The sequence below is a fragment of the Candidatus Limimorpha avicola genome, assembly GCF_056978975.1.
On sequence record NZ_DBMCYK010000026.1, the window covers coordinates 1 to 20,836 of the forward strand.

The window sequence follows — 20,836 nt, forward strand, 5'->3', positions numbered from 1 at the left end:
TATCTTTGCTCCTGTGTAAAATTCATGTTTTGTTTTTTTTTAAATTTATCTACTACAAAAATATTAAACTTTGAATTTTACACACTTTTTGGGACAGTATCAGTTGTACACACTTTGGGGACAGTATCTTCCAATTTGATATTGCTTTTATAATAGTTAATTACGTAGAAAAATTACAAATTTTTAAATAATTTATCTTTGAATTACGATAATAATTTTTATTTTTGTAGCGTTATTACAATTTTTAACTAAAATAGTGTTTTTTTATGATACGAGATTTTTGGGTGAAGAATTATCTATCTATTCGAGACAAGCAGGGATTAAGTTTTTTAGCAAAAGGACCCGCATCGGAATTGGTGGCAGAGGTTTCTGAAGGTGTATTTTTATATAAATTGGGAATTCTGTATGGCTCAAATGCTTCAGGTAAATCAAATATGTTGATTGCCTTAAACGAGGTATTTAGCATATTAGTACAACCTAAATCGGATGCAGCTAATGAAATTCGTGGTAGTATTCCTTTCGTCTTAACAAAAGATGAACCGATAGAAATGCATGTGTCTTTCTATGCTAATGGTATTAGATATGATTATGATGTAAAATTCAATAATAAATATATTTTAAGTGAAGTTTTGCATTATTATCCTAATAAATCTAAAGTGTTATTTTATGAGCGTACTTTTGTTGGAGAAAATGTTCAAGCCAATATCAAGTTTGGACAAAAATTGGAGCTTCAGCAGAAAACGCAAGATAGTATTCGCGAAAATACTTTGAATAATCACAGTGTATTGTCTGTATGCAGAAAGACTGCGTTAAAAGAAGATATAGCTCCTTTCAAAGAACTGCACAGTTGGATTATGGATAACTATCATGAAATTGATGGTAATGATGAAGAGAAGGGTATTGCTGAAATCCTAAATGAAGCATATAATTCCCCACAAAAATATAAATTTTATAATATAATGTTACAAAAAGCAGATTTGAATATATTAGCATATAGACCTATTGTAGAAGATCGTAATATACCTATAGAATTTAGCAAACGTATTCAAAATGAGGACTTATCCGAAAAGATAAAAGATGTCCTGCTTAGACCTACGATTGACTCTATAGCATTTTTAAATCATTCTACGGCAAGAAATTTTGAGATTCCTCTTAAATGGCAATCAAAGGGAACCTTGAAGTACATACGTATTTTGGATACTTTATATAATATGATAACTAACCCACATGTGTATTTTCTTGACGAATTAGGAGAAGATTTGCATAATGACTTATTATTCTATTATCTCAATGTTTTTATTTTCAACTCAGGGAAATCACAGCTTATTATTACTAGTCAGGAAACAACCCTGCTTTCTCAGGATTTGATTAATGAGAATAGAGGTGTGGTATGGTTTGTTGAGAAGAATAAAGATACTGCTTCATCAGAATATTCTCGTGGAGACTCTTTTGGACTACATAAAAATTTATCTCTTTATAATTCTTATCGAATTGGACGATTGGGTGCAAAACCTGAATTAGGTAGTATCTTCATAAATCTGGAGGATTGATATGGGTAAATTACGTCAAACGGCTCTTATTTTAGGAGAGGGACCTACAGAATTCTTCTACTTCAAGTCTTTGTGCGATGTATATAATAATCTGACAATAAAACCAGATTATCCCAAACATACAAATATTAAGGAAATTGAAGCAAAAATTGAAGAAGGTATAAAAATGGGGTATAGTTATATCTTTTGTATCATAGATATGGATACAAAAGAGAATGACCCGGAGCGTACGCAGTATTTAAAATTAAAAACTAAGTATGCAAAACCTATTAGTAAACCGAAAAAAGGCATACACTGTAACGTTGAGTTTTTCGAAACCCACCGCTGTACGGAATTGTTTTTTCTTTATTATTTTCACTATACATCTCGTTCATACCGGAAACAGGAAGCGTTGATCAAGGATTTGAACAAGTATGTTGAATATCAGAAATCCATTGACTTCTTCATTAAAAGCAAAGGGCTGCATGGTTATTTTGAACGAAACGGTGGATGTCTCTCTAATGCTATAGAAAATGCCAATCAATCCATGAAAGAAAAAAAGCGAATGGCAGGATTTACACTTACTCTGAACTTGGAAGATTAATGGAGAAATTGGAAGGACTATATGATTAACAAAGAGATAGTGTTGTATATATTTATTTCTAAGATAGTGTTAATTATTAGATAATGAAAAAATTAGATATTTTCTGGCAAACTTATATGAATCTTGAGAAAGAGGTTGTTGAAATGTCAAAGTACATTCTTTTACTCTCATTCTTTCTCTCAACCTCAAAACCTCAAAATTATGGAGGTTAAATATTTTAAAATGAAAATTACTAAAAACATTTTATTTTTCATGGACACCAAAGATGAAAAGAAATAAATACAGACGGAGACAAACAATCTTTTTGCAGCATTGTCATGCTGCATAATCTGTTTTTTTAAAAAAGCCGTTCGATTTTTACATCAAACGGCTTTTAACAGTTTCATCACTCTTTTTTCTTCTTTTTTATTATTAGATATGCTGCACCGAATCCGGCTAATATCAAGCCTCCGCTACCGAGTGGTGCTCCATTTCCTCCCGGTTGGTCGCTACCGCTGCCGTGTCCGTTGGGATTGGACGGGGTGCTTTCTGAACCTGCGTCTTCAAGGTCATTGTAAAACTCAAAGGATTGGAACAATTTGTAACTCTCAAAAAGATTCTGTGCCATGACACCTGAACCTGCGAGTGTCATCATTATAATTAAAATTATTATCTTTTTCATTTGAATGGTTTTATGCATGAAACTTTATTTACCTACAATGATTTTTTTTGTGAATACTCCGGTTTCATCAGACACTTGGATAATGTACAGCCCTGATTTATAGTTCGAGATGTTAAGTTCTACATTGTTCTCGCCTGATGTCTTTTCTGACAAGAGTATTCCTCTGACATCATAAATACGAATTTGAGATCTGCCTTGAATGCCGTATATTGACACCATGTCGCCATTGGAATACACGAACAATTCTCTTTCATTAATACCTTCCACTCCGAGAGCCTCTTTGAAGTTGATTCTGAAACGTTGTGCAACGTCATTTGGAGCGCCGGCGAAGTTGTAGTGATTTTGTGAAAGCAGGTCAACTTTTTCGCCTGTGAGCAAATCTTCGAGTTCCAGGAAATCACCTTCAAAATTTTGTATGTCAAAAGTCATGATAAAATCGTCGTTTTGTCCTGCTTTGAATTTAAACGGCAGTGAATCTTTGGAAAGTTCTTCACCAAGACAAATCATCACATAATCTTCGTTTTCATATTCATAGCTGAGATAAGGAGCATTTTCCGACATGCTTGTCATTTTCAAGGCGCCTGCTGTTTCGGGACAATTCAATTTCATGATAAGCTCGTCAATTCCCGATACAGCGCCCTCCACGTTGATTTTCATTATGATGTTTTCTCCTCTGAAAGGCACTTCGGTACTTGATTTATGACAACGAGCGTTATCGTCAAACACCACATTGCCACCTGAAGCATTGTTGCATTTCACAAAAAATCCTTGTCCGGGAGCAAGATATTGAGTCTTGTCGAATGTACCCATCTGTAGATTGGCGTCGTAGGTGGCATATTGTGACTTGTCTTCATCCCATACATATATCGTAGGAGAAACGTTTGTTGAAGCATGATATACCGATTCCCAATCCAAGTAACTCGGGTAAGGATTACCGAGCAGATTGAAGCCTGCGAGGCTGCCTGTGTTCTCACGTGTTATTGGTATCGACACATTGCCATGTTGCATCATGCCGTTGAATGTCATGTCACGTTCTGTATCGAAAGCCACTAAATAACCGCGACCTGGTTCCATGGTGGCAAATGGTCCTGATTCTCCTGCATGATATTGCCACACTGCTGACGGTTCATCGTAACGATAGAAATCGTAATTGCCTGTAGTGAAGTCTTCTATTGGATGGTTTGCAACGGGAGATGAGATATCGTGCCAATCTGCATCCCATCTTTCACCTTTGGCGTCGGTAAAATGCGAATTGTCTATATGCAGGATGTAACTTGCCGTCATGTCGTTGTAATTGATAAGCGAGACGCCATGATTTATGGTAATGGAATATAGCTCATTGGCATTGCCGTAGTCTATGTTTACGTCGCTGTCTATTGTGATATTTCCGCTTATGACGATGTTATCGTTAAGGAAGACATTACCGCCTCTGACAACGTGATTTATTGCATCAATACATTCTGTGAAAGTGCCGGGTTCCCCGTATTCTCCTGAAGGAATGGTCCAATGGGATTCGCAGGTGTGCGTCGTAAAGGTGGCGGTTGCAGTGCTTTGGTTAATCGTTATTTGACCAAATGTAGCTGAATTAATGTTTAATTCAAGACTTTGAGATTTTGAATTGCCGTTTGGATGCATGTTAATATTCAAAACAGCACCTTCATTTCCGGAAATAGTTCCGAGAAATATAATTGTGCATGAGTTATCATTCAAAGTCGGTTGTGTAAATTGTGATGTGATTCTATTCCCTAATATGATGTCATCATTGCTTATGGTATATGAACTTGGATATGTAAATGTTATAGAAGACATTACGATTCCTTCAACGGGATCCACATTATTGAGATTTATACTCCAGACCACATCTTCCGTGCCGTAATTCAGCGATGGAACATCTATTTCCACACCATTTTCATATATGTTTCCTCTGATGGAAACTTCTTTGACTCCGTTAGGGTCGTTGCTCGATATTGTCATTGTGCCGTTGTATTCTCCGGCAGCATTACCATTGTAAATAACCTTGATATAAGCTGTTTCCCCGGCAGGAATCGTTGATGGGACATCAGATGCAGAAAACCCCGCATCGGAGAATGTGATGCCGTTTATTGTCAAGTCGGCAGCTCCAACGTTTTTTATGGGGAATATCTCTGTGGCATTTGCATTTATCCAACTCGGCTTCATTGTTATGGCATCCCCGCAATTGATCTGCGGCGTGTTGGATATGGTGACACTTCCGGGGATGAATGTATGATCCAACTCTATGGCATTGTTATTTTCATCGAGTCCTCCCAATATTGAAGTTCTACGCTCTAAGGGATATCTTCCCAACTCGGTTCCTGTAAGTTGAAAGGTGATGACGGTACCACTCGTTCCTGTGATGTAGGATAATGACTGTGAATATACAATAATTCTTAATTCTCGTATATTCTCATCCTCATAGACATTAGTAGATAATATATGGTCGGTATGTCTTGACAAATAACAAGAGCCTTCGACAAATTCCAGTTCACGCGGCAGTGTTATGTTGAATTGCAATGCAGTAATCATGTCGTTTGGATTGTCTATGTCTATTGTGACATTGACAGCTCTGCCCGGCGATGTTGTTACATTTGAGACTCTTACTATATTTTGTGCCGATATTATGGTTGCCATACCGAATAGTATGGCAACCATGAGAAATCTTTTTATCATATCTTGAAACTTATCAATATTTTACAATCTTGACTGTCTTAATATTGTATCCGTCAACTTTTAATGTAAGTTGATAGATCCCGGCTTCCATATCCGAAGATGCAGTGTAAACATAGTTTCCGTCGATGTTATCGATATCGATGACATCAACAGTTTGTCCCATGATATTGGTGACAACGAGTCTTGCCTCTTTTGCATTATTGTCAATATTCAAAGGTATTGTGATTGTGTTATGGAATGGATTAGGATAAGGAGTGCCTATGTTGTCACATATAATGTCTTCTACAGAGAGCATTTCTTCTACTGCATTCACTCTGCAACCGTTGGCATTGCCAATTATCATGTCGGACAAGGTGTTGTCACCGACTCTCAACAGGGCGTGTTTGCCTGCTTTTATAGTGTTGCCGTTAGTGCTGTAGATTATGAATCTGCCATTATCGTAGGCATATTCGAATCCCGGGAGATTTCCGATAATGCTGATATCGGCGTACATGTTGCTGTAGTCGAACTGTAATCCTGCAATATCGACCGGAGTTTCAATATATAAGATTCCATTTGCTACATAATAGTAAGCATATTGTTCGGGACAATCGTAATTGTTTCTGTTGGTACCCAGGATTATTGATGTTATTCCTATAACATCCAAAACATCTATCATTCTGTCTGTGTTGACATCGGCAGCTGCAAAATAGAATGGGGCCGGATTTAAGCCGAGAATATAACTGCTGGTCTGTGTCACGTCTGAGATATTTACCACACCGCTACCGTTGGCATCTCCAAGTGTATAACCGTAAAGAGTGATGGTGAGTGTCGGAAGAGGACCGGTATGACGGTTGACGCTGTGAATGTCGCCTAACACTACATTTTCTATAGAAACCATGTATGTCCCTGTCGCCATATATCCTCTCGGTATCGTCAGGGTCATGATGGTTCCGGTATTGTCTTCTATGATGTCGTTCTGTGTTGAATAAATAATCACTCTCCATCTGTCCTGTTCGATCTTGCTGATATAGCCTACATGACTTGCCGCAAATCTGTTGCTTAGATACAAGTCATCCAAGCCCAACTGCCATTCCGGACCGGCATTTGGTATTATAATGTCGAACTGTACGGCTGTTAAATCCGTGGCTTCGTTTTCCATGCCGATTTCTACGGGCACGGGTTGTGAAATGAGTACTTCGGGCGCATATAATGTGAGATGATTGTCTTCATCGTAAAACACTTCAAAGGTGGCTGTCACAGTGACATCATAGTCGGGTAAAATGAATCTGTTGTCCATCACAGTGACAGTAGTTGCGGGGTCTCCTGTTTTATAAACACTGAGGCCGGCAAGTTGATAACCTTCGTCGGGTATGGCTGTTATCACAACTTCTGTCCCATAGTTTGTCGGACCGGAATGCGATGTGGATATGGTTCCGTAGTCTATATCATTGTTGACAGTGATAACATATTGGTTTATAGGGAATTTAGCGACCAGGTTTCTGTTTTCCACTGCTGTGAAAGTATATATTCCGGATTCTGTTACCAACACATCGTTTTCATACCAGCCGGCGAAAGAATAACCGGTGTTGCATATTGTTGACAGCATCACGTTGTCGCCGTGGTGGAACACGCCGGCGCCTGCTACCGAGCCTCCTTCCACAGGACTCGCCGATGCCGAGATGTTATACTCGTTGAGAGTGATATTTGCGACGAGGTCTCTGTCGGAATTTACCGTGAAGTTGTATTCAGCGTCTGTCGATACCACTTCACCGTTTTCTGTCCAGTTTCGGAAGGTATAGCCTTCAAATGCGGCAGCGCTTACCGTTAGGTTGGTGCCTTCAGCATAGATGCCGCCACCCGTCACGGTGCCGCCCTCCGGACATGTCAGATCTATGGTGTATCCCACCACGAAGTTGGCAACCAAATTGCGCGGATTATAGGCTCTGAATGAATATGTCTCGTCTGTCGATACCACATCACCGTTTTCAGTCCAGTTGGTGAAGGAGTAGCCTTCGTTGGCATCTGCTGTCAATGATACCAATGCTCCGTAATCGTATGTCCCTGAACCTGTCACAATGCCGTATTCTGCCGGCGAGGCAGCGACATTGATGTCATATCTGTAAATGTCGAAATTGGCTACCAAGCTGCGTGGCTCTGTTGCGGTGAACTCATAACGTGCCGAATTGGATACTTCAGTGCCGTTTTCCGTGAAGTTGACAAAGAAATAACCTTCGTTGGGATTTGCTGTCAATATAACCGTATTGCCATGAATATATGCACCTTGCCCGCTTACGACACCTGCATCCTCAGGAGCGACTTCTGCAGTGATTTGATACTCGTGTTCGAAGTTGGCTACCAACTGACGGTTTGCTGTGACTATAAAACCGTATTCTGCCGAGGTGGATACCACTTCACCGTTTTCCGTCCAATTGACAAAGGCATAGCCTGTGTTGGGCGTGGCTGTTGCGGTTGCTGTCTCGCCTGAGGCAAAGTTGCCGTCTCCGCTGATGGCTGCAACACCATAATCCGTGTTGTTGGATGCTACCTGAATGGTGTATATCACATCTTCTATTGCTGATATGTTGAAGTCTTTCCATATATCTGCTGCCTGATATGCACTTGTTGCCAAAGCCGGAACCCTGAGATTTACATCGGATGTTGTTACATTGGTAAAAGAATTGCTATATAAACCTGGCGGTGTTGTTGCATAACAGTACATTACTGAAAGATCGGTGCAATTATAAAAAGCATCATAATCTATACTTGTAACCGAATTACCCATGGTGACATGAATGAGATTGGTGCAACCGCTAAATGCGGATGAACCTATACTTGTAACCGAATTACCCATGGTGACATGAGTGAGATTGGTGCATTGATCAAATGCACAAGCACCTATACTTGTAACAGACTCCGGTATTATTATGGATGTCAAACCGGATTCTTGAAAAGTATAATTCTCAATAGTTTCTATTGAATTGGGCAAGGTTATTGAAATGAGATTGGTGCATTGATTAAATGCCCATGAACCAATACTTGTAACCGAATTGGGTATTATAACAGATGTTAGTTCTTTGCATTGATTAAATGCCCATGAACCAATACTTGTAACCGAGTTGGGTATATTAATGGATGTTATTTTAGTATAAGCACAAATATTACCAGGTAATGTTTGTACGTTGTTCCCGATGTTGAAAGTTGTTAATTTATTACATCCATTAAAAGCTGAATAACCACAATACAAAACATTTGTGGCATTGTAGTTTACTTCTGTCAGTAAAATACAACTTTGAAATGCATTATTTCCAATATAAGTAACAGATTCCGGTATGGTTATTGTTTCTATCTTATTAGTAGATCTAAATGCTGAGGCAGGTATTTTCTCTACCTCATTGCCTATTATTAAGGTATTTACAGATGAATAGCCAAAAATGCCCGAAGATGATCCGTAATTTTCTGCACTGATGGCATTATATAACACTTTGCTCAGTTTTGTGCAAGAGCCAAAAGCCTCCTTACCTATTTCTGTTACTGTTGTCGGAATGGTAAGTGTTGCAGACAGTTGACTGGCATAAAATGCTCTCTCTCCTATGTGGGTTACTGAGTTGGGAAGATGTACTGATGTTATTCCGGAAGATCCAAAAGCATTGTCGCCTATGCTTGTCACGCTGTTGGGTATTGAAACGGATTTCAGACTGGTTGTATATTTAAACGCACCGTTTCCTATTTTGGTAATGCCTTCCGGTATATCCAGGCTTGTGACATTATAGGGAGCAAAGGCTGTCAGTTCTTTTGTACCCCCCCGCATTGATAATCAAAAGATTACCATCTTGGGAGACTTCCAAATAATCGTTCGCTCCGGTCAAGACGAAATTATCCAAACTGTCGCAGCCGACAAAAGCTTCATTGCCTGTTGCACATATATTGCTTCCAATGGAGATAGTGGTTAAGGCGGAACAATCTTGCAGAACACCCTCGCTGATATTTGTCACCAAGGGCGGAAACTCGAAAGTGGTAAAATTTTTACATGCTACAAAAGCGTAATTGCCTATGCTTTCGATACTTTCGGGTAAGGTGATGGAGGTAAGATTTCTACAATTAAAAAACGCATTTCTCTCGATGGTCCTAACGGTATTGGGAATGCTAACCGAGGTTAATTGAAAATCATCGGAAAACGATTCAACTCCAATTCCGATAACGGTAAATATCTGTCCGTTTACGTTTACGGTAGCGGGTATTTCAACATGTCCGCTATAGGCATCATCACCGAAGGTGACTTTAAGTTCAGCCACATAATAATCGGGCTGTTCGTAATAGATTTTGACTCCGTCGCTGTTATAGGCGAAGAAATCGTAGGCTCTTGCATTTATGACAATTGCAAAAAGCACTACAAGTAAAGTACATAACTTTCTCATGATTTTTGAATTTTAATTACTGAAAAGTTTTATTCTCTATATAAAGTTTATATGCGCCACAAATATATGAAACATTTTCAAAAAACAATAATATTTTTTAATTTTTTTCATGTTTTTTGTTAAAAATAAAAAACAAGGACGGAGTTACATGTCTTATCTTATATTTTTCAATGTTGGCATCGATAATCTTTATTTTTTTGTCGTTCAGAATATTAATGGAGATTACATCCTTATTACAAGCTTTAATACACAATTCTCGCAAATTCATTCATGTTTATCATAGTTGCATCAATTTTGTTGTGATAACTCCCACTAAAATAGCAATAGTAAAACTAGAAAAAGTACCTATAAGTACATATTCAGTTGTATTAATGTCTTTTGCTTTATTTAATTCTCCAAATCTGAATATTGATTTGGCAGCTAATAAAAAACCGACACCCTCAATATTTTTCGTAAGTATGAAAGTCAGAATAAGGATACGTTCCAAATATCCGATGAGAGGGTTAGACTGCAATATTAAATCAGAAAAAAGATGTGCAAACAGTATTTTATTGTCATGCTTTTTATTTTGCCCTTATTATAATAACAATTTTTAGAGTTTCTTCCGCTTATATCCAATTAATTGAAAATTATCTCTTCTAAAAAGTTTTATAGCAAAAAATACATCTTATTGAATATATATCAACTTAAAACGGTTGTTTTTTGTGATATCTTTTCCTCCAATTTCTAAAAATGAATGAAATTCTGTTCATGATATTATTGAGAATTTTTCCTGTTCTATTATTTTGTAGAAAAAAACTCGACTGCTGATATTCAGTAATCGAGTAATAATGTTTTTTATATTGATTTATTTACCGTACGGTATTTTTCCGTTTAAACAAAACGACAGGTAAAATCAAAATTATAATGGTGACGGCAAAAGCCCAATAGTTAATGGTTTTGGACTTCACTGTTATTACGATGTCATTGTTCATCAGTCTGTAAGCATCGACATCCCATTCGACGTTATCGTTGCCATATTGCTCCATATTGCATTTGTATATCTTTCCCGGCATTGTCAGAATATATTTTTGATGGTAAGTGGCGACATCAAATATGCGTGATTTTTCGTTTTCTGCAACGTTTGCATAATCCATGTTTTCAGAATAAAGTATTGAAAAATATGTTGTGTCGAAATATTTGTCAAGACTCTCGCACACTGCATTTACAGAATAGTCGTTTTTGTCTTCCGACAGGTTGCATGTTTCATTGAAAAGCAAATCGTCTTTACCGGCAAGTGACTGTTGAAAACTTCCACCATATTTTATCGAGTCTAAATGCTTGATTATGTTGAGGCTTATTGAGAACTGACAATGGTTTATCCATTTGTCGAATTTGTTTTGTATTTCCGAGAGCATCATATATGTTTCAATGCCGTTTGTACCATTGCAGATATCACGGGTTTCATCGAACCATAAATGTTGTTCTTCAGGCGTCAGGTATTTGTTTATATCGACAGGCAGTTCGATGTCCATTTTATTGAATATGGCACTGTAGTAATAACAGGTGTAAAACCAACAGAACTTTCTTTTAACCTTTTCTTCGGGAGCAAAGATGTTTCTTATTCCTTGTACAGAATCGCCGACCTTGAACAGCACACCGTCGATATTGTCGAAAGTTCGCGATGCCACAACGTTGAACAAATAATCTTCTTCTATGTCGCTGCGGTACTTTATTACAGAGTCTGTTTTGCCAATATTCCATTCTTCGGTATCAAAAACGAAGATTTTGTTCCATTGTTTTTGTGATATCTTTGAGGAATCAGCATTGGCAAATGTTTCGCGATACATGCTGCCGTCTTTGTTTATCACACTGTTTACCTGATAATATGTGTCGCACGATGCAAACAACAGCATGGATACTGCTGCAAATACTATTATTTTATTTTTCATGGCTTTATTTTTTGTATTTTTCTTTGAATTTTACAATATTATCCGGAATGCCTATATTGTTTTCATTTAAAAAGCATCTGTACATCTCAAATATATTGTCGTTTTTACATTTCAGTTTGATAGAAGTTTTTTCAGACTGTCCCGTTATGGCATAATCGTCTTTAATGTTTTGTCTGTTCATCTCTGTTATCATCATGAGGGACACAAGGCAAGCAGCAATGCCGGACACAAGTTTGACATAAAAACCGTATTCTTTCCTATGGCAATATTGAACTTTGTTTTCTATGGATTTCATTATGGTGTCTGTCATGGCTTTTTCATCTTTAAACTCAGGTTTTGCCATTTTTACCTTACTGAGCCATTTGTCATATCCGCTGTTGTTCATAATGGTTTTTCCTTTTGAAATTTATTACGTATGAATTTGCGTGCAAAATAGAGGTTGCTTTTCAGTTGCAATGATGTTATTCCCGTTATTTTGCATATCTCGTCTGACGGCAGGTCCTCCATGTCTTTCAAGGTTAACACGAGTTTCTGCATTGGAGGCATATCTTTGGTATATAAGGATATAAGTCTGCATAATTCTTTGTTTGAGATATCATTTTCCATGTCGTTGTCATATTGAATATTTTCCATGTTTTCTATGGAGTCAGTCATTGTCTCCTTGTTTTTCATCTGTCTCAATCTGTCATAGCATTTGTTGCAAGTTATGCGGTAGAGCCATGTTTTCAAAGAACTCTTGTTGTTGAAAGATTTAATAGAAAGCCAGGCATTGATGAAAGTCTCCTGTACAATGTCCTCTGCTTCAGCCTCGTCGCATATAATTTTTATTGCAAGACGGAATATCATCTGCTGAAAATCCATGACAATTGTCCTGAAAGCATCTTTGTCGCCCTTTTTACATCTTTCTATGGTTGAGTTATAGTCTTTCATCTACTGTCTTTTGCCTTTTGACGAATGATATTTTCAAAAGTAAAATAAAAAAACGAAATAATTTGTCAAAAAATAATGTAATCATTCAACTTGTTTGTTTTTATTTAAAATGATGAAGGAATCTTATGTGTCAAAAATTGTTGTTTCTCATGCAAACGTTCTTTAATATGCTGCTGTATGTTTATTCTGATGAATTTTCATGAAAAATAAATGGCAGCATAATGAGTAATGCGAACATTTTTAAGAAAAAATTATAATTTTTATATGATTTTAACGTTTACTTAAAAGGTGAGATGAATTTTTTGAAATAAAATATATTAAGACATTAAAAAGTTATGAAGATGAAAAAAATGACATTGTTTGCAGCCATTCTGGCATTGGTAGGTTGCGGTTCGCCAAATAAAAGCGAGGCCGATGGTGACGCAAAATCAATGAAATGTTTAGTGATTTATTATTCACAGACCGGAGTTACACAAAAGGTGGCTCAAGAGATAGCGAAATTGCTTGATGCCGATATTTTCAGAATTGAAGTAGAACAGCCATACAGCGGTACGTATGAAGAGACTATAGAACGTAGCAGGAAGGAGATGGAAGAAGGGTTGTTGCCAAAACTCAAAGAGATGAAGGTGGATTTCACAAAATACGATGTGATATTTCTCGGTTATCCTATCTGGTTCGGCACATACGCCATGCCTATAGCCACTTTGGTCGATGAAGTGGATTTCGCCGGCAAGAAGATTGTACCGTTCTGTACTTTTGGCAGCGGAGGACTTGTTTCCAGCATGAATAACCTGAAAACGGCACTTCCTGAAGCAGAGATATGCCGGGGTTATGGCGTGCGTACTGCACGTATCGACAAGGCCCCTGTCGAAGTGCAACGTTTCTTGAAGGAATATGGCTATTTGGATGGAGAAGTGGAGAAATTACCGGAATATTCACCTCAACAGCCTGTCAATCAAGAAGAAATAGAGATATTCAATGCAGCCTGCAGCGGATATAAATATCCTTTGGGCACACCGGTGTCGGTGGGCAAACGTACTACTCCGGAAGGAACAGACTACCGTTTCACGGCGAAGAGCAAGAATAGCGAGGGTAACGATGTAGAAGCTGTTATCTTTGTCACAGTAGGCAAGGAACAGGGTGCTGTGCCGGAGTTTACGGAAGTGGTCAGATAACACGGCATTTGCCGGCATCATAATTGTTTGCCTTTTCGGCAAGATTATCGGGTGGGTCAGATTGTGCGATTTGACTCACCTTTTTTAATATGGCTGATGTCTCATAACAGATGTATGATGTTCGGTATTAATGAATTTCATTGTCATCCGATAATAAATCGTTATATGGAATATCGGTATGTGAGATTATTATTTAAGGACAAGTGTTATTTTTTCAACGCATTGTAATGACGGCATATTATGGCATCTTTGCGTGTAAATTTTTTTTGGAATCCATCGGATAATATAAATCGATTGTCGAAATTAAGCCATATATTGTTTTTTTAGATGAATTACAGTCGTATGATTTCGATTTTCAAGATATTATAAATAAATTTTATTTTTTTCGGACAATAAAAAATATAATTATAATAATTTCGACATTGTTGCATTTTATAAATATATGAAGATAATGAAGGTGGTATGATGGAATGTCGTTTCGAACAAAATAAAAAATTATGACTGAACTTAGAAAGATTCCGAATGTAGGAAAGCAGACAGAACAAGCGCTTGTGGCAATGGGCTATACCACAATGGCGTCGTTGAGAGGGAAAAAAGCAGAAGAATTATATGAAGAGGAATGTCGTCTGCGCGGTTGTGTTATCGACCGGTGTCAGCTGTATCTGTACCGCGCAGTGGAGTATTTCGTGAATACAGAAAATCCTGAACCGGAGAAATGTAAATGGTGGTATTGGAAAGATGACTTTGTCGAGCCTTCTCCTTGCGGGACGATATGCGTGGAGTGCAACAGATTTCCGATACTGTGTCGCGGCTGTCGCTCAATACATGGTAAGGTGTTTTGGCTTAGTTATACAGGCAACGATGTCTGTCCGATTTACAAGTGTTGTGAGAACAAAATGAAAAGGAACTGTAAAGGATGCCCGGAACTGCCATGCGGGCGTTTCATGAAAGACCCTTCGATTTCTGATAAAGAAAACGAAAACAATATGAAGAAAATGATGGATAATCTAAATAAAAAATAGAAGTATGGCAAATGAGGATATGAAAGATTTCAATGCAATGCTGAACAACAACAAGGATATGCCTAAAATGCAGATTGTCACAGATTTGGAAGTTATAAGAAAATATGGAGGCGATAAGATGTATTTTGCTCCGCCTATAGTATATGATGAGATAATGAGAACTGTACCTTATGGAAAGATAATCACGACGGACAAAATTCGGGAATATATTGCAAGAAAAAATAATGCTGATTTTACGGAGCCTACTACAGCAGGCATTTTTATCATCATTGCTGCATGGGCGAGTTCTCAACGTGAGACGAATAAAATTCCTTATTGGCGTACCTTGAAAACTGCCGGGGAATTGAATCCGAAATATCCGGGAGGAGTGGAATGCCAAAAAGAGAAATTGGAGGCTGAAGGACATGTGATAATTCAAAAAGGTAAAAAGAATGTCAGATATTTTGTGAAAGATTATGAAAAAGTGATTCTTTCTTTATAATTTTGTAAAATATAATGATTTGTTGATGATAATGATATGAAGGTAAATGATGAGGAAGGTTGTATAATACGCCATTTGTATGAAGAAGAAACTCCTTTGTTGAGAGACTTTCTTTATGAGGCTGTTTTTATTCCGGAAGGTGAGACGGCTCCTCCGGAAAACGTGCTCGACTTGCCTGAATTGAAGGTCTATATTGAAGATTTCGGCAAGAAAAAAGATGACTTGTGTATTGTTACGGAATGTGACGGTAAAATAGTCGGTGCGGTATGGACAAGGATAATGAAAGATTATGGCAATATTGACGATGTGACGCCTTCACTTGCCATATCATTGTATAAGGAATACAGAAACAGAGGTATTGGAACACGTTTGATGACAAAGATACTTGAACTTCTTGGTGAAAAAGGTTATGGGAGGGTCTCTCTCTCGGTTCAGAAAGCCAATTATGCGGTCCTGATGTATCTTAAAATGGGATTCGAGATTGTAAAAGAAACAGAGGAGGAATATGTAATGGTGAAAGAACTTGAAATAAAAGACGTTTTTTTAGAAACAGCGAGATTGATACTTCGTCCGTGGCATGATGACGATGCTGAAATTCTTTTTAAATATGCCAAAGATCCGGCAGTGGGACCTGTAGCGGGTTGGCATCCGCATCTCTCGGTAGAGGATAGCAGAAATGTCATTCGCGACATTTTGTCCGCACCTGAAACGTATGCAGTGGTGTTGAAAGAGAATAGTGAACCTGTCGGAAGTGTTGGCGTTATGTTCGGTAATGGCATACATAGTGCGGAAATGATAGAGGGAGATGCGGAGATAGGTTATTGGATAGGAGTCCCTTACTGGGGTAAAGGTCTCATCCCTGAAGCTGTGAACTGTCTGCTGAGACATTGTTTCGAAAAACTGAAGATAAATAGAGTGTGGTGCGGATATTATGACGGTAATTCGAGGTCTCGGCGCGTCATGGAGAAATGCGGATTCAGATTTCATCATACAGAGGAGAATAAAACATCTCCGATGGGTGACGTGAGAACAGAACATTTTATGTTGCTTACGAAAGATGAGTTCGAAAAAAACGATAAATGATGTATAAATTTGTTTGACAGTGATTTAATTTGGAGAATTGTATGATGTTAGATGATGTTGAGGGTAAAAAACTTCCGGATATGGAAAAGTGGCTCGAAGAGTTTAAGGGAAAACTTATCGCGCTTTTTGGAAAACGACTGGTGCTTTTCGGCATACAGGGCAGCTACGGTAGAGAAGAACAGACCGCTAACAGCGACATTGATGTAGTAGTAATCATCGACGACCTTACATTCAAGGATATTCAGTCGTATCGTGATATGTTGGATACTATGGAATACCGGGAACTTATTTGCGGTTTTGTTGCCGGAAAAAAAGAACTGTTGCGATGGGAGAAGTCAGATTTGCTGCAGCTTTATCTTGATACCAAGACGATATTGGGCTCTATGGAATGTCTGAAGAATATGTTTACAAATCATGATGTACGTCATGCTGTATTGACAGGAGCATCTGCTCTTTATCATGCTTGTTTGCATAATTTTCTTCATTCCCGCGACAGGTATATCCTCAGAAATCTTTACAAGACTGCCCGTTTCACAGTTCGTATGAAACATTATTTGGATAGTGGAAGTTATGTGTCGTCGATGAGGTGTCTTGAGAGAATCCTGACATCAGTGGAATTGGAGATATTGAAAACTGCTGAGATAATGGATGGCAATGAAGATGATGAGACATTCGAAGCATATAGTAAGATGTTGATGGAATGGACAGGTGAAGTGATAAGACAAGACGGGGACAGGATTTATAAAATACGAACTCTTTCGGAAAATGACATACCGGAGATACGTGAGCTGTTCCGTTCCACGGTTCTTAACGTCAATAACAGACATTACACACAAGAAGAAGTTGAGGACTGGGCGTCATGCGGTGACAGCGAGTGGCATTTGAGAGAGCTGTTGGCGACGAATCATTATATTGCTGCCCTTGACGGAGTTGGCAATATCATTGGATTTTCTTCCATGAATGAGGACGGATATCTGCATTCTTTGTTTGTCCATAAAGACCGGCAGGGTAGAGGAGTGGCGTCATTGTTGCTTTCAGAAGTGGAAAAGATGGCTGCAGAATATGGTGTTTCAGAGATAAGGTCGGAGGTAAGTATCACGGCACGTCCTTTCTTTGAACATAAAGGATATGAAGTGCTGAAAGCACAAAAACAAAGAGCGAACAGGTTGTTGCTTACCAACTTCCTGATGCGTAAACGTCTGTGAATGGCAAACTCGACATCTGTATTTTACGGGGTTTTGTCGTTCAATTCTATGGTTTTATTTTATCGTTTTGTTGTCAAAATAAAGCAAAGACAAGACATTCTTATTCTATAAACGTCATTGTTAAGTTTATCATCCTAATGCCACATCGAGAATCATCATGAGGACGAATCCCGCCATGACGCCCCATGTACCGGAATGTGGGTTGTCTTTGAGGTTGGCATCGGGAATGAGGTCTTCGGCGACGACAAATATCATGGCACCGGCAGAAAAAGCAAGAAACCATGGCTGTAATGAGGCTAAATGGGAAGATAGAAAAAATCCCAATATGGCGGATATCGGTTCTACGGCACCGCTGCTCATGCCGTAAAGAAAAGACTTGCGTCGGCTGTTGGTGACTTTAAACATAGGCAAGGCTATGGCGGCTCCTTCAGGGAAGTTTTGTATCCCTATACCTATGGATAATCCTAATGCTGCAACAAATGCTGATGTCTCACCCATGACAGCGGCGCCTCCAAAGGCGAATCCTACAGCAAGACCTTCCGGTATGTTGTGCAAGGTCACTGCAAGAAATAATTTGATGGATTTTGCTATATTGACATGTGGTCCTTCTTCTTGATTTATGCCACTGTGAAAATGTGGTATCACCTTGTCCAGCAAAGATAGAAAAATGCCGCCTGCGACAAATCCTATTGAAGCAGGAATCCATGACCACTTGCCGTAAACAGTTTCCGACATGCTGATTGAAGGTATCAGCAAAGACCACACTGATGCTGCTATCATGATGCCTCCGGCAAAACCTAACAAAAGAGAATGTGCCTTTTGTGAAACATCATTCTTAAAAAGATAGACTACTGCAGAACCTGCTGTCGTCATGACAAAAATAAAAGTGAATCCTATAGCGACGAGTAATGTATTGCTCATATTTCGTTTTTTTGCAAAAATAACAATTATTGTATATATGTGAATATTTTCGTTATGGGGTTGACAAAAAAGATTTCATTTGCCGGTCTTGCTTTTTGGATTGAAAAACATGTATGATTGCGGTAATTCCAGGGTGTGACATTCATTTGCAACATCTTGTTGAGGGATATTGCATTTAAAATAATATGTGTTGATATTATTTTTCTATTATTACTTCTTTTAGTTTGGCACTGCCATCACCCCAGTTACCTACTAAGGAAGGATATTTTACCAGACGTTTCAAAGTCTTGATAAAATCCTTGCGAGGTATGGTATATGCTCCAAGACGGCGAAGATGATTTGTGTCTTGTTGAGCATCAATAAGTTCAAAATCATGTCTCTTTAAAAACTGAGTCAGGTTGAAGAATGCGACCTTGGAGGCGTCTGTCTTGGTGTGGAACATGGATTCTCCGCAAAAAATACGACCTATGGCTACTCCATAAAGACCGCCGACAAGCTCGTTGTCCAAATAAGTCTCTACCGAATGGGCAAATCCGAGGTCGTGGAGGTCGCAATAGGCTGCTATCATGTCTTCGTTGATCCAGGTGCCTTCTTGTTCAGGGCGTTCTACTTCTGCACAAAGGCGTATCACTTTCTCGAAATTGGTGTCGAATGAGCAGGAAAACTTGTTTGATTCTATGGTTTTCCATAACGATTTGGTGATTTTCATCTCTGTTGGTTTCATGACCATGCGTGGGTCGATTGACCACCATAGTATAGGTTCTCCTTCATTATACCAGGGGAAGATGCCGGAAGAGTATGCTATGATAAGTCGTTCCGGCGACAAATCACCGCCAATTGCTATGATGCCGTCTTGTGTGGCTTGATTTACGTTCGGAAAGTCGTAAATGTCGTCTGATAACATATATATTGGCATGGCTTTGTAATTTATTGTTAGTTAGTATTTATTTAGTCATGGAGTCGAGTGTTTTAATAACTCTCGTTATTGCTATATCTATTTCATTGTCTGTTATTGTCAAAGGCGGAGCTATTCTGAAAGCATGTTCTCTGAACAGGAACAAGTCACCGAGCAAGCCATTGGCTCTGAATTGCGACAGCAGTTTGCCGGTATCTATATTTTCGTCTATGTCGATACCGAGGAACAATCCTATACGTCTTATGTCTCGTACTGTTTTATGGTCTTCTATGGCTTTTTGAAATTTAAGGCCTTTGGCTTCTGCTTTAGCGGCGAGGTCATCGTCTATGATGACGTGTAATGCTGCCAATCCGGCAGCACAACAGACAGGATGCCCGCCGAATGTAGTGATATGCCCTAATACAGGATTGAATGTCAAGAGATTCATCAAGTTGCGTGATGCAATGAAAGCGCCTAACGGCATGCCGCCTCCCAATGCTTTTGCAAGACAGAGTATGTCGGGAGTGACACCTAACTTGCGGAAAGCAAAGATGCTTCCTGTACGACCCATGCCCATCTGTATCTCATCAAAAATGAGTAAAGCTCCTACTTCGTCACAACGGCGACGTACTGCCTCGAGAAAACCTTTTTTTGGTATTATGACTCCCGCCTCGCTCTGAACAGGTTCCATCACAACAGCAAAGGTGTCTTCCTTAATCTCCTCTAATTGTTCTGTGTTGTTGAATTGTAGTTCTTTTGTACATGGTAACAACGGTCTGAATGCACTTCTGTAATACTCTCTTCCCATCATACTCAATGCTCCTGCCGTGCCCCCATGATAGGCGTTGTCGAAATGTACCAATGTGGTCCTTCCTGTTGCTCTCTTGGCAAGTTTTAAAGCTCCTTCTATGGCTTCTGACCCTGAATTTACAAAATATACTGAGTTTAACGTCTCCGGCAGATTGTCAACAAGCAATTTGGATAGTCTGACTTGCGGACTTTGTACTATGTCTCCATAAACCATCAAATGCATGTAATTATCCACCTGTGCCTTTATCGCTTCCACAACTTTGGGATGACAGTGTCCTACATTGCTGACAGAAACCCCTGAAACTAAATCCAAATAATCTTTGCCGTCTCTGTCATACATATACACTCCCTCTGCTTTCACTATCTCCATGGGATCTTCAACTATGGCCGGCAATCCCAAAAAAGTCTGAAAAATCTGTCTGTCCGTTATCATATATGATAAATAATTGCAACAAAGATAAAATTATTTTTTCTAAAAAACAAATTTTTTATATTTGCACATAA

At 38.7% G+C, this 20,836-nt stretch carries 17 protein-coding genes and 1 pseudogene; 8 read left to right on the forward strand and 10 right to left on the reverse strand.

Annotated elements, in window-relative coordinates:
• Positions 1-266 precede the first annotated feature (266 nt).
• Positions 267-1,550, forward strand: coding sequence for an AAA family ATPase (locus tag ACZOVS_RS09870; RefSeq protein WP_483997062.1), 1,284 nt, complete (start codon positions 267-269; stop codon positions 1,548-1,550).
• 1 nt (position 1,551) lies between these two features.
• Positions 1,552-2,133, forward strand: coding sequence for an RloB family protein (locus ACZOVS_RS09875; RefSeq protein WP_483997063.1), 582 nt, complete (start codon positions 1,552-1,554; stop codon positions 2,131-2,133).
• 385 nt (positions 2,134-2,518) lie between these two features.
• On the opposite strand, the gene ACZOVS_RS09880 is transcribed toward ACZOVS_RS09875, so the two are convergent.
• From ACZOVS_RS09880 to ACZOVS_RS09910, 7 genes are all read right to left on the reverse strand, one after another.
• Positions 2,519-2,794, reverse strand: coding sequence for a hypothetical protein (locus tag ACZOVS_RS09880; protein WP_483997064.1), 276 nt, complete (start codon positions 2,792-2,794; stop codon positions 2,519-2,521).
• 24 nt (positions 2,795-2,818) lie between these two features.
• On the reverse strand, positions 2,819-5,482 hold the full coding sequence (locus ACZOVS_RS09885; protein WP_483997065.1) for a T9SS type A sorting domain-containing protein: 2,664 nt from the start codon (positions 5,480-5,482) through the stop codon (positions 2,819-2,821).
• 13 nt (positions 5,483-5,495) lie between these two features.
• Positions 5,496-9,272: a leucine-rich repeat protein gene (locus ACZOVS_RS09890; protein ID WP_483997066.1), complete on the reverse strand. Its 3,777-nt coding sequence runs from the start codon at positions 9,270-9,272 to the stop codon at positions 5,496-5,498.
• Positions 9,229-9,879 carry a leucine-rich repeat domain-containing protein gene (locus tag ACZOVS_RS09895; RefSeq protein ID WP_483997067.1) on the reverse strand — a complete coding sequence of 217 codons (651 nt, stop codon included), beginning with the start codon at positions 9,877-9,879 and terminating at the stop codon, positions 9,229-9,231. Before ACZOVS_RS09895 ends, ACZOVS_RS09890 begins: the two co-directional genes overlap by 44 nt.
• A gap of 851 nt (positions 9,880-10,730) precedes the next feature.
• The gene (locus ACZOVS_RS09900) at positions 10,731-11,810 is read right to left on the reverse strand and encodes a hypothetical protein (protein WP_483997068.1); all 1,080 of its coding nucleotides are present in this window, start codon (positions 11,808-11,810) and stop codon (positions 10,731-10,733) included.
• A 4-nt stretch (positions 11,811-11,814) separates the two neighbouring features.
• Positions 11,815-12,195, reverse strand: coding sequence for a hypothetical protein (locus ACZOVS_RS09905; RefSeq protein WP_483997069.1), 381 nt, complete (start codon positions 12,193-12,195; stop codon positions 11,815-11,817).
• Complete coding sequence (locus tag ACZOVS_RS09910) at positions 12,192-12,740, reverse strand: RNA polymerase sigma factor (protein ID WP_483997070.1); 549 nt, start codon at positions 12,738-12,740, stop codon at positions 12,192-12,194. Before ACZOVS_RS09910 ends, ACZOVS_RS09905 begins: the two co-directional genes overlap by 4 nt.
• A gap of 341 nt (positions 12,741-13,081) precedes the next feature.
• On the opposite strand from ACZOVS_RS09910, the gene ACZOVS_RS09915 reads away from it, so the two are divergent.
• The 6 genes and pseudogenes from ACZOVS_RS09915 to ACZOVS_RS09940 all read left to right on the forward strand — a co-directional run bounded on the left by ACZOVS_RS09915 (position 13,082) and on the right by ACZOVS_RS09940 (position 17,706).
• Entirely contained in the window at positions 13,082-13,915 is an 834-nt protein-coding gene (locus ACZOVS_RS09915; protein ID WP_483997071.1) for a flavodoxin, read from the forward strand.
• A 497-nt stretch (positions 13,916-14,412) separates the two neighbouring features.
• Positions 14,413-14,937, forward strand: coding sequence for a helix-hairpin-helix domain-containing protein (locus tag ACZOVS_RS09920; RefSeq protein ID WP_483997072.1), 525 nt, complete (start codon positions 14,413-14,415; stop codon positions 14,935-14,937).
• A 4-nt stretch (positions 14,938-14,941) separates the two neighbouring features.
• Positions 14,942-15,418 carry an MGMT family protein gene (locus ACZOVS_RS09925; protein WP_483997073.1) on the forward strand — a complete coding sequence of 159 codons (477 nt, stop codon included), beginning with the start codon at positions 14,942-14,944 and terminating at the stop codon, positions 15,416-15,418.
• A gap of 36 nt (positions 15,419-15,454) precedes the next feature.
• Positions 15,455-15,907: pseudogene (locus tag ACZOVS_RS09930) on the forward strand (GNAT family N-acetyltransferase); the annotation flags it as partial.
• 21 nt (positions 15,908-15,928) lie between these two features.
• On the forward strand, positions 15,929-16,501 hold the full coding sequence (locus tag ACZOVS_RS09935; protein WP_483997083.1) for a GNAT family N-acetyltransferase: 573 nt from the start codon (positions 15,929-15,931) through the stop codon (positions 16,499-16,501).
• 80 nt (positions 16,502-16,581) lie between these two features.
• The gene (locus ACZOVS_RS09940; RefSeq protein ID WP_483997074.1) at positions 16,582-17,706 is read left to right on the forward strand and encodes a GNAT family N-acetyltransferase; all 1,125 of its coding nucleotides are present in this window, start codon (positions 16,582-16,584) and stop codon (positions 17,704-17,706) included.
• Positions 17,707-17,835: 129 nt separating this feature from the next.
• Here ACZOVS_RS09940 and ACZOVS_RS09945 read toward each other — a convergent pair whose 3' ends face one another.
• The 3 genes from ACZOVS_RS09945 to ACZOVS_RS09955 all read right to left on the reverse strand — a co-directional run bounded on the left by ACZOVS_RS09945 (position 17,836) and on the right by ACZOVS_RS09955 (position 20,765).
• A complete protein-coding gene (locus tag ACZOVS_RS09945) occupies positions 17,836-18,627 on the reverse strand; it encodes a ZIP family metal transporter (protein WP_483997075.1) in 792 nt (263 codons plus the stop codon).
• 196 nt (positions 18,628-18,823) lie between these two features.
• Complete coding sequence (aat, locus tag ACZOVS_RS09950; protein WP_483997076.1) at positions 18,824-19,543, reverse strand: leucyl/phenylalanyl-tRNA--protein transferase; 720 nt, start codon at positions 19,541-19,543, stop codon at positions 18,824-18,826.
• Positions 19,544-19,571: 28 nt separating this feature from the next.
• Complete coding sequence (locus ACZOVS_RS09955) at positions 19,572-20,765, reverse strand: aspartate aminotransferase family protein (protein WP_483997077.1); 1,194 nt, start codon at positions 20,763-20,765, stop codon at positions 19,572-19,574.
• Between the last annotated feature and the right edge of the window lie 71 nt (positions 20,766-20,836).